12 protein-coding genes are annotated in these 10026 nt (G+C 52.6%); 1 reads left to right on the forward strand and 11 read right to left on the reverse strand.

What is annotated here, in order from left to right; translation table 11 throughout:
- Positions 1–553: 553 nt before the first annotated feature.
- From HPY52_16670 to HPY52_16715, 10 genes are all read right to left on the reverse strand, one after another.
- A complete protein-coding gene (locus tag HPY52_16670) occupies positions 554–2008 on the reverse strand; it encodes a nucleotide sugar dehydrogenase (protein NPV81866.1) in 1455 nt (484 codons plus the stop codon).
- Positions 2009–2090: 82 nt separating this feature from the next.
- On the reverse strand, positions 2091–3206 hold the full coding sequence (locus HPY52_16675) for a DegT/DnrJ/EryC1/StrS family aminotransferase (GenBank protein ID NPV81867.1): 1116 nt from the start codon (positions 3204–3206) through the stop codon (positions 2091–2093).
- A 187-nt stretch (positions 3207–3393) separates the two neighbouring features.
- Positions 3394–3990: an N-acetyltransferase gene (locus tag HPY52_16680; GenBank protein NPV81868.1), complete on the reverse strand. Its 597-nt coding sequence runs from the start codon at positions 3988–3990 to the stop codon at positions 3394–3396.
- Positions 3987–4946 (reverse strand): Gfo/Idh/MocA family oxidoreductase, encoded by a 960-nt coding sequence (locus HPY52_16685; protein NPV81869.1) that lies wholly within the window; start codon positions 4944–4946, stop codon positions 3987–3989. Before HPY52_16685 ends, HPY52_16680 begins: the two co-directional genes overlap by 4 nt.
- Before the next feature lie 96 nt (positions 4947–5042).
- On the reverse strand, positions 5043–5222 hold the full coding sequence (locus HPY52_16690; protein NPV81870.1) for a hypothetical protein: 180 nt from the start codon (positions 5220–5222) through the stop codon (positions 5043–5045).
- 130 nt (positions 5223–5352) lie between these two features.
- Positions 5353–5592: a hypothetical protein gene (locus HPY52_16695; protein ID NPV81871.1), complete on the reverse strand. Its 240-nt coding sequence runs from the start codon at positions 5590–5592 to the stop codon at positions 5353–5355.
- A 28-nt stretch (positions 5593–5620) separates the two neighbouring features.
- Complete coding sequence (locus HPY52_16700) at positions 5621–5830, reverse strand: hypothetical protein (protein NPV81872.1); 210 nt, start codon at positions 5828–5830, stop codon at positions 5621–5623.
- Positions 5831–6271: 441 nt separating this feature from the next.
- Complete coding sequence (locus HPY52_16705; GenBank protein NPV81873.1) at positions 6272–6763, reverse strand: hypothetical protein; 492 nt, start codon at positions 6761–6763, stop codon at positions 6272–6274.
- 150 nt (positions 6764–6913) lie between these two features.
- Positions 6914–7312 carry a PIN domain-containing protein gene (locus HPY52_16710; GenBank protein NPV81874.1) on the reverse strand — a complete coding sequence of 133 codons (399 nt, stop codon included), beginning with the start codon at positions 7310–7312 and terminating at the stop codon, positions 6914–6916.
- Positions 7309–7557, reverse strand: a complete 249-nt coding sequence (locus HPY52_16715) for a ribbon-helix-helix protein, CopG family (protein NPV81875.1) — start codon at positions 7555–7557, stop codon at positions 7309–7311. The genes HPY52_16710 and HPY52_16715 overlap by 4 nt, the downstream gene beginning before the upstream one ends.
- A gap of 746 nt (positions 7558–8303) precedes the next feature.
- Between HPY52_16715 and HPY52_16720 the strand changes: the two genes are divergently transcribed.
- Positions 8304–9146 (forward strand): hypothetical protein, encoded by an 843-nt coding sequence (locus HPY52_16720; GenBank protein NPV81876.1) that lies wholly within the window; start codon positions 8304–8306, stop codon positions 9144–9146.
- A 719-nt stretch (positions 9147–9865) separates the two neighbouring features.
- Here HPY52_16720 and HPY52_16725 read toward each other — a convergent pair.
- Positions 9866–10026: IS110 family transposase (locus tag HPY52_16725; GenBank protein ID NPV81877.1), on the reverse strand; the 161-nt coding region annotated here is incomplete at its 5' end.

Below are 10026 nucleotides of genomic sequence, written 5' to 3' on the forward strand. Positions count from 1 at the left end.
CTGCCTTGAGTTCCTCGTGATACACGCTAACGGATGCGCTCATATAGCCCTTCTCCCCTATGCAGTCCTTGGCCCTCGGGCAGTGTCTGCACATCTTACGTGAGAACTTATAGACCATGACCTCTCCATCCGCACTATACCACTTGCTCGTAGTCGTTTTGCCAACAGGGCATGTCATGGTCCCAGCCTCAGGGTCGTATATGAACCCCTCTTTAATCCAGCATGCCGACTGAGCTTTCGGAAACAATGGTGCCGAGACCTGTATCCCGTGCTCAAGTGCGAACCTAAGCCGATCCCGAGGTTATAATCCGGCTTCGGCAGCCCTAACTCTTCGAAGAAGATGTCCGACATGTTGAAGTCATAGTGCTAACCCGTGTGCACAATGACTTCGGTAGCCACCTCACGTGACAATGGGCTTACCACACTGCCTTTATGAACTGAGGCCTGCCCCAACAACAGTGACTACCTTCAACACCTATCACCGCCTTCAAGCCGACCGAGATCTTCTAAGCCACAAAAGCCATCTGCCTGAGGTTCGCACGCAGCAAACATCCTACAGCTTCCAAACCTTCCCTGACTCCACCATTACTCCCCGCATCGCGTTCCTCGTATCAAGCACTGCCCGAGCTAGAACAGCTACCCTTTGGTAATCCATATCTGAATGATCTGTCGTAATCACTACAATGTCAGCATCCTCCACGACAGCATCGTCAAGAGCCACTGACGAGAGCGTAACCTCCCTCGCGCTCACGTTAGTCTGCCCCACGTTCTGCCCTATTTGACCTTCATGTCGGACATGCGCCTCATATCCGTTCCGCCCATTCTGCCCGACTGTGACCGTTACCTCCGGGATGAACGGATCATGATAGCTAACCTCCGCACCTTCCCGCAGCAGGAGCTGTATCACCTTCAGCGCCGGCGACTCTCGCTCATCTGGCAAGTCCTTCTTATAGGCCACGCCGAGCACCAGGACTTTCGCCCCGCGCAGGGACTTCCTTTGCTGTCCCAGGATTCTTGCGGTTTTTTCAACCACAAAGTATGGCATGCGAAGGTTGATCTCGCCTGCAAGCTCTATAAACCTCGTAGAGAAGTCGTATTCCCTGGCCTTCCAGGTAAGGTAGAAGGGGTCGATGGGGATGCAGTGCCCGCCCACGCCAGGGCCGGGGTAGAATGGCTGTATCCCGAAAGGTTTGGTAAAGGCTGCATCAAGGACCTCCCACACGTCGAGCCCCATCCGGTCGCAGAGGAGGGCCATCTCGTTCACAAGGGCGATGTTCACAGCCCGGTATGTGTTCTCAAAGACCTTGGCCATCTCCGCCACGCTGGGCGAGGAAACGGGGATCACCTTGAGTATCGTTTGAGAATAAAACGTAGCGGCAACGTCTAGGCAGGCCGGGGTTACCCCGCCCACCAGCTTGTTGGTGTTCTTCGTGGTGTACCTTGCGTTCCCTGGATCAACCCGCTCCGGGGAAAAGGCCAGGAAGAAGTCCTGTCCGGCTCTCAAGCCCGTAGCCTCGAGCCTCGGGAGGATAACCTCCTCTGTTGTCCCAGGATATGTTGTGCTCTCAAGACATACAAGCTGGCCTGCCCTGAGATATTTCGCGATCTGCTCGGTCACGTTCACGATATATTTGAGTTCAGGCTCCCGGTTTACTGTAAGCGGCGTGGGCACGCAGATTACTATCACATCCGCCTCGGGGAGCGCCGAGAAGTCGCTCGTCGCCTTGAGCTTCCCCTCTTCCACCGCATGAGCAAGCTCCTCATCCTTCACATCGAGGATGTAGTTCTCGCCCCGATTGAGCCTGTCCACCCGCTTCTCGTTCTGGTCTATCGCGATGACGGGGAACCCCACCTTGGCCTTCTCCACGGCGAGAGGCAGTCCTACATATCCTGCTCCCACCACCGCCACCCTGGCCGTCTTATCCAGGATCTTGGCCTTAAGGGCGCTAGCCGTGCCATTTAACTTTACCCCGCGAACGGCGCTTTGTTCCTTTATCTCTACCGCCATACCCGGCATCTCTCCCTCATCATTCAACCCTCTTGAAACCGCGATCGGCGCCTATGACCTACGACCACCGTCACATCACGCATCAACGAAACTCCCTTATGACCTCAACCACCCTGGCCACTTCCTCATCCGTAAGCTCCGGGAACATAGGAAGCGATAGCACCTCTCGCGAGGCGCGTTCAGCCTCCGGGAAATCCCCTTCCCTATAGCCCAGGTCGCGGAATACAACCTGAAGGTGAAGCGGCAAAGGATAATACACTGTGGAGCCGACACCATTTTCCTTGAGATGCTTTTGCAGCCAATCCCTTTCAGGAGTCGCGACGGTGAATTGGTGGTATACGTGCTTCGCGCCTGGAGCTTCCTCCGGAAGCCTCAGTAGCCCTGAGAGGACCTGCGGGATTTCATTCAAAAGCTCGAGATATCGCGCTGCGATCTCCCGGCGCCTTTGGGTCCACCCCGCCAGGTGGCCGAGCTTTACCCTGAGTATTCCCGCCTGGATCTCATCCAGCCTGCTGTTGCACCCCAGGATCTCGTGATAATATTTCTTTTTCGCCCCGTGAACCCTGAGCATCCTGACGCGCTCCGCAATCTCGGAGTTGTTCGTCACCACCATTCCCCCGTCTCCAAAGGCTCCCAGATTCTTGGTCGGGAAGAAACTAATGCATGCCACATCCCCAAGCGATCCTACCGGCCTGCCCTTGTATGCCGCACCCACAGCCTGGGCTGCATCTTCTATGACATGGAGATTATGCTTCCTTGCTATATCCAGTATGGGATCCATGTCGGCCGGCTGCCCATAGAGATGGACAGGAAGTATAGCTTTTGTCCGCCCTGTTACAAGACCTTCTACCTCCTGGGGGGCTATGTTGTATGTACCCGGGTCGATGTCACAGAATACCGGCTTTGCGCCCGCCCGGACTATGGCTCCCGCCGTCGCGAAGAACGTGAAGGGTGTGGTTATGACCTCATCACCCGGGCCGATGCCACATGCCAGGATAGCAAGATATAGAGCGTCGCTGCAATTGCCGACCCCAATACCAAACTTGACACCGCAAAGCTCCGCCACGGCCTTCTCGAGTTCCGCCACATTCTCGCCGAGGATGAAATGCCCCTCTGCTACGATGCGTGAAACAGCGTACATCAGCTCATCCTTGAGCGCCGCGTTTTGCCTCGTAAGGTCGAAGCTCGGCACCTGCATCATCGGCTTGTCCGCTACTAGCGCATTCTCGATGTTATTTAAAAACTGCTTGGGCTTAGATGTCTCCAAGCCAACGCTTCCTGGCATTTCATTGCCCCCATTCCGATGACTGGCTACTATTTCATATAGTCCAATACGTCCAGGCCATGTGATCGGATCTTGTCCGAGTCCTGCTTCGCGACTCGCCCTATTCGACGCCGGACCCTGCTTCACGGATGCCCGTCTGCCCATCTTGCTTTCTATATCGCCTGCCACATTCACGGCAGGCAGCAGCGTCCCCTTCGAATTTCAATGGCACGCCGCACTCGCAGGCCCAGCCGATGATCCGGGCCGGCACGCCGGCCACCAGGGCATGCGGCGGCACATCCTTTGTCACAACCGCGCCCGCCGCGACAAAAGCCCACTCACCGATGGTCACCCCGCAGACGATAGTTGCGTTGGCCCCGATGGATGCCCCCCGCTTCACCAGTGTCGTAGCGTAATCACTGCTGGTATTCCGCGGGTAAGCTGAGCGCGGCGTCTTAACGTTGGTAAAGACCATGCTCGGGCCGCAGAAAACGTCGTCCTCCAGGACAACTCCTTCATATACAGAAACGTTGTTCTGGATCTTGACATTATTCCCGATCTTGACGTTTCTGGCTACAAACACGTTCTGCCCCAGGCTGCATCTCTCGCCTATCTCAGCCCCGGACATGATGTGGCAAAAGTGCCAGATTTTCGTGCCTTTGCCGATCCTGGCTCCCTCGTCCACATAGGCTGATTCATGGACAAAGTAGTCGCTCATAACTGTTGCTCCTTTAGAGACTGTGTGGCGAGTTCCATCACTCGAACCACCTCGACGCCGCTATGACCATCAGATAATGGAGCTTTCCGCGCGGCAACGCAGTCCAGGAAATGCTGGCATTCGATGGCAAGGGGTTCCCCGTCTCCCTGGAACATGATCTCACTGCCATCATCATGGTTACTTAAATCGAGATGGATCCCCTTATGGTGTAACGTAACGCTATGGCTCAGTTCATCATAGACCATCATGCCTTCTGAACCTACCAACACTAGACGCCTGGTCTTCTCCGGCCATAGCCAGGAAGTGTGAAGGTGTGCGTGCATACCCTCGGGAAACTCAAGATGCAGGTAGACATCGTCTTCGATCCCTGGCTGCAGGATGCAATGGCCGGATGCAGTTACTTGGGTCGGCTTTTCCTCCACAAGGTAAAGGAATACAGCTATATCGTGAACGGCGAGACTCCACAGGACATTCTCTATTGTCCGGACCCGTCCCAGATTTAAGCGTTCCTGATGAAGGCTGTAGAGAGTGCCGAGCTTTCCGGCCTCCAGGTATTCCTTGATGAAACCGACAGCAGGCTCATAGAGCAAGAGGTGCCCCACCATCAGGATTCGCTTCTCCTGCTGTGCAATTCGCACCAGATCCTCCGCCTCGGCAGCTGACAAAGTCATGGGTTTTTCAACAAATACATCCTTGCCAGCCAAGAGCGCCTCTCTTGCGATCGCGTAGTGCGTAGCGGCAGGGGTCGCTATAACGACCGCTGGGATATCGGTCGCCCAGACGTCGCGGTAGTCATCGTAGAGCGGGATCCCTGAATATTCATCAGCCAGCTTTGCGCGAAGCCCGGCATCGGTTTCGACTATAGCGCCCAGCGCCCCCAGGGCGCGGAAGTTTCTGACCAGATTCTTTCCCCAGTTACCTGAGCCGATCACTGCAACCTTGATATCCGAATTCATGATGAGATAATCCTCATTTCCAATACTAACATCCGATGTCAAAGCTCCTGCCGAAATCCATGAAATCTTTCCGTAGAGGTAACTGCACAGCGCCCGTTAGGCAGAATCCTGCGGCAATTGGATCATCACGGCATCCGGCACGCGCCGCCCCACGTAGACAGCCGCATACCCCACCGCAGACGCCGTGTCGCGGCCCGCAGGCTCTATTATAAGATTTTCGGGGCAAAGCTCCGGAAGCTGGGCGAGGACAAGGTGCCCATGCCAATATCTAAGCACCAGAAAGAGCTTTCCCCTTCCATGGTTAGTAGCATATAGCCATATTTACCATAAATTTTGGTTCCTATATGGAAGTATTCTATGTAGATCTACAAAATCCTTCTCTTGCTTCCGTGGCAAATCCGGACATCTAGTTCTCGTCAATCAAGGCCTGGACAACGCCGCCGTCAAATTGCCTTCCGCTTTCCTGGGTAAGTATTTTGAGCGCAGCCTCTGCTGGGATTGGCTCCCTGTAAGAATCCTGCCTTGTCATTGCATCGAACGCATCGGCAACGCTGATGATCCTCGATCGTAGTGGGATGTCCTCTCCATTCAGTCCTCTTGGGTAACCCCTCCCGTCGATACGCTCGTGATATTCCCCTACTTTGATCTCAGCCCAGCGCCGGCCAGACTCTCCCTTATGCCACGACCATGGCCGCCAACACCCTCATCCAGGCTAAAGCCACTATCACTGCGACTATGAAAAGGCAAGCTAGCAATATCGCAATAACATTGATAATCGACTTTGAGTTTTTGACACTCCAAATCCTAAATTGCCGCTTGAGGCGGCGCCAAAGCTTAAAGTAACGGTATAAGAGCCCTTTACGCCTAGGCATTGCCGTCTCCATTATGACGCCCACCTGCCTTCCGATTTCAGACTACGGTCCGAGGATGATAAAACCCACCCTCTCACGGGTGGGTTCACCTGGCTCCACGGCATCGCTAGTGACCAGTCCGGATGCCGCTTCTTCGCTCCGCGTTTTCTTGGCGCTGCGCTATATGGATTATGGAAACCAATGGTTAGTTTTAGACAATAATGTAGATGCTAAACGACATAATTCGACGATGCATATAAAGAGAATGCGCTCGGATCTCAACATAAGTCAAGATTATTCGACCAACCTCATGACTAATAGTCATATTCTGCAGACTATGGGTTTATTCCTGCTTACACATAAGTAAAATTAAAGAAAGCGTATCATGACAAAAAACAATCGTTATGGAACAGGTCGGGCGCAAATATGGTAAGAGGGATCATTTTGCAGGCGCCATACGGAATTGCGGAATTGCTATGGAGTTGACACGACTGATAGGTGGAAACCGTCTTCGGTCTCCGAGAGGACATAATTGAGAATATACCGGTCATACTTGGCGAAATGCCGTTTCTTGCGCTCAATCAACTCGTTCATGACCCGCCGTATTACTACCTGACCTTGCTTGTCCTCGCAAGACACAACGGCATTCACTATTTGATCCGACAACTCATGGCTGCCTTTTTCGTCAAGCAGGGCGCAATTCCAGCTTGCGGTGGCGATAGCAAGCAGACTATCGAATGCCTTCCGGGTTTTGGCAGACTTCATATACGGTTGAACGAATTCAAGCAGCACCTCCGACATCTTCTCCATGCCTTCGGGCCTGGGCACAACCTTCTGTCCCTTTAAAAGGCCCCTTGAATGGAGTGGTTCGAGCAGCTCCCGTTCTATGCCATCAGCACAATCACGATGACGATGATCCGGCTGATGATGCCTTTTACGCTTCCCTGATTTTGATTTTCTAAACATGATGACACCCCCATCTCCCTAATTAACCCTCCGTCGCCTCAGTTGACGATCCTTCCTTGTTCAACGATCCTGGATATATTCTTCCCCGGAATGGTCAGGTCAACGACGTATTGAAAGGGGCAACAGCGCTTGATGCGCGGATGACTCATGCTACCGGAGAGACACGAATCCCTGATCCTCAAAATGCTCATCGAATGCAAAAGCCGTCCTGATACCTGTATGGCGCATGATTTCAAAACTGACACAGTCTACAAGGCTCAGGTTTCTGCGATTGGCGGCTATCAACGCGACGGCGCCCAATTGATGAATCCTCTGATCCACCCATTCGATTTTCAAGAGAGGTAGAATATCCTCGTGGAAACCCTTAATCGCCTCCATGCCGAGTCTATTCTGAACGAGCGCCCAAGTTTCCACCAGAACGTAGCTGCTGCAAATTAGAGGAGTCCTGCCGACCAAGAGTTCCCTCCATGTATTCTTTGCTTTTTCGTGGTTTCCGTCATCAGCATCAAGGACAGCAAGAAAAGCCGAGGTATCTACATAGACGCTCATTTGCGATAAGCCTCCGCCAGGTATTTGTCATGGCTGGTGGATAAGTCCCTTAACCCGGACCTAAAGCGCCCAGCCAGAGCAATTGCCCGGTCTATCCGTTCCTCCGGATCGGCGTTCCCCGAGGTGGCTATCAGGATTTCAACCCCTCTTCGGATAAGCTCTGCAACAGAGACGCCCTGCGCTGCGGCAAGCTGTTTCAACGCCCGGGCCTGTTTTTCGGTAAGCTGCACCTGAGTGCGAACCATATCGCGTCACCACTAGTGCTTATATGATTACTATAATGATAACATATAGGCACTAGTATATCAAACTCCAGCTATATCCAAGGTATCCAAGGTATTCAAGGTATCCAAGGTATCCAGGGTATCCAGGATATCCAGAGACACCCATAATAGTTTAAGCCATTAGCACCATCATCGCCAAATAGTTTAAACCACCAGCACCATCTCAGCCGGATAGTTCTAACTATCAGCATTATCCCCGGCTGACAGTTCAAGCCACTAACACCATCCCCGCCGGATAGTGCTGGCCATTTGCACTATCGCCGCCGGATGATGCTGACCATTTAAACCATTCCCGCCGAATAGGGCTGGCCATTAGCACTGTTATGACCGGATAGCGCTGACCATTAGCACTGTCACCACCGGATAATGCTAACCATTAACACTCTTCCTGACACATAGTGCTGGCCGTCGGTATTATTCCTGCCGGGTAGCGTCCGCCCATGGCGCCACTTGTGGTAAATAAATCCTGTCACAGAACTGGCTGGTTGACTGGCTGCCTGAAGGCGGATATACCATATTAAGTCAAGACGCTATTAAGTCAAAACGCTCGTTGCTATGTCAAACCATAACTTCCACGCTATGATAAATCATAACTTTCATCTTCACCCAATATATGGTATAATATGATATAACAGGAAGACAGTTGCAATGATACAATACCAATTGCGCCTATATATGCCTAAAGTGTGAGAGGGGGAGTTGGACCATTGTGGATACCCAAATGCGTCCTGGACGGGCTGTATAGTGCAGCGGAACTTGGCTTTGAGGAACGGGCTCTCTATATTCTCGTCCAATGTCTGAAACCGGCCAGCATAAAGGAACTTATTGCAAAGTCCTCGCTTAGTCGCTACAAGGCCATCCGATCCTGTGAGGCGCTTGTGTCTGCAGGGTGGCTTAAGCTGGTTAAGGAAGGCAGGGGTATGCGACCGGTAGCCTTGATTCCTGCGGCCTATCAGGGGAAAATGGCTGCCGACCTGAACGCCAGGTTTTCTATGGTCCGGTATAAAGGCGAGTTTTTGATGAAATGTATTGTGCTCTTCTGGGTATGCTGCGACCTTTGGGTGGAAAATGCCCGCCCAGGTTTCTTGGCCAACCCGCTGACCGGTGAACCCCTGGAATATGATCTATACCTGCCGAATGAGGCTGTCGCCTTTGAATACAACGGAGACCAGCATTATGCCACTACTGAGGTCTATAGGTGCGAAGCTGGCGTCAGGCAGGCACAATCACATGATCTGATGAAACTCGCCCTGAGCATTAGCAACGGGGTCACGCTTGTGACCGTGACCCGCGGCGACCTAAGCTTAGAGGGAATCAGGCGACATCTTCCGGGACACCTGCGGCTCAACGATGTCGACCTCGACGGGCCATATGCGAAAGCCCTTGACAAGTTGTGCCTTATGTATAGGAAGAAGGTAGAAAGACAGGTGAAGGGTAGGGCCGGATCGGACCAAGGTCAAAAACATGAGTTTGCTACCCTATCCACGACCTCGTCTGAAACCTCGCCCAGTAGCCGGCCCCTAGCTAAGCAATCCCACGCTCGGGAATGACCTGCTTATTGTGGAATCTTGCTCCATCAAATATAATTAGATCGTGCAAAAAGGGATCAGCTCACCCTGCCCGCGGCCATCCTGGCCGGGGTAGTATTCCTCGTAGTGTGGCTCTCGGCATTCGCCCTCGGGTCTATTCTCAGAATCGCCTTCTGGCTTGTGGGATTGGTTATACTCCTCGTGGTGGCCGTGCCGCTAGGCCTGATAGTCGCGGCGCCGCTGGGCATTATCTTGCTTCTGATCCTCTTGTCGGCGCGGAAATCATAGCTGACTCTGAAGCCATAAGGCCACCTGCTGATGACTATCCTAATTTAAATCATGGCTTCCTGCCGCTCCTGAGTTTCTGTCATGATTCTGACGCAATCTTTGGTTACTTCTCCACTTGTAGGATCTCGTCAAAGTTACAGCCACTGCAAGCGAGAGAAGTAGCAATGGGCCAACAGGATTTCTGTGGAGACCTCCATGCCGCAACGCGGCACTACAGAGAATGGAGTGACCTACAGCACGGGTGGGACCGGGACCAGTGATTGTTGACTCTACTTTACATTTCATGTTATGCTTTACTTAGTAAAGACTTACGGTGCAATGTCAATAGGTAAATTAAAGAAAATTTCTCTATCCCGTGGTAACTTGGATAATAGGATGCCCGGCTGACTTTGCGAGCTTTTTTCAAAGATCACAAGTCAGCAGTTCTTGAACCTTGACATTTTAGATATAGCTTAAGACTCTCTCCTTCCCTTGTAGATTTGGTCTTTGCTCAGCAGTGCAAAGACCAGACGGACAAACTTGCGAGCGGTCAAGACCAGGGCTCGCTTATGCTGGTGCTTGGGAACCTCATCATATTTCCGCTTGTAGAAGGCAGCATATTCGGGATTATGCA

It is taken from the genome of Bacillota bacterium (assembly GCA_013178415.1).
GTDB lineage: Bacteria > Bacillota > SHA-98 > Ch115 > Ch115 > Ch115.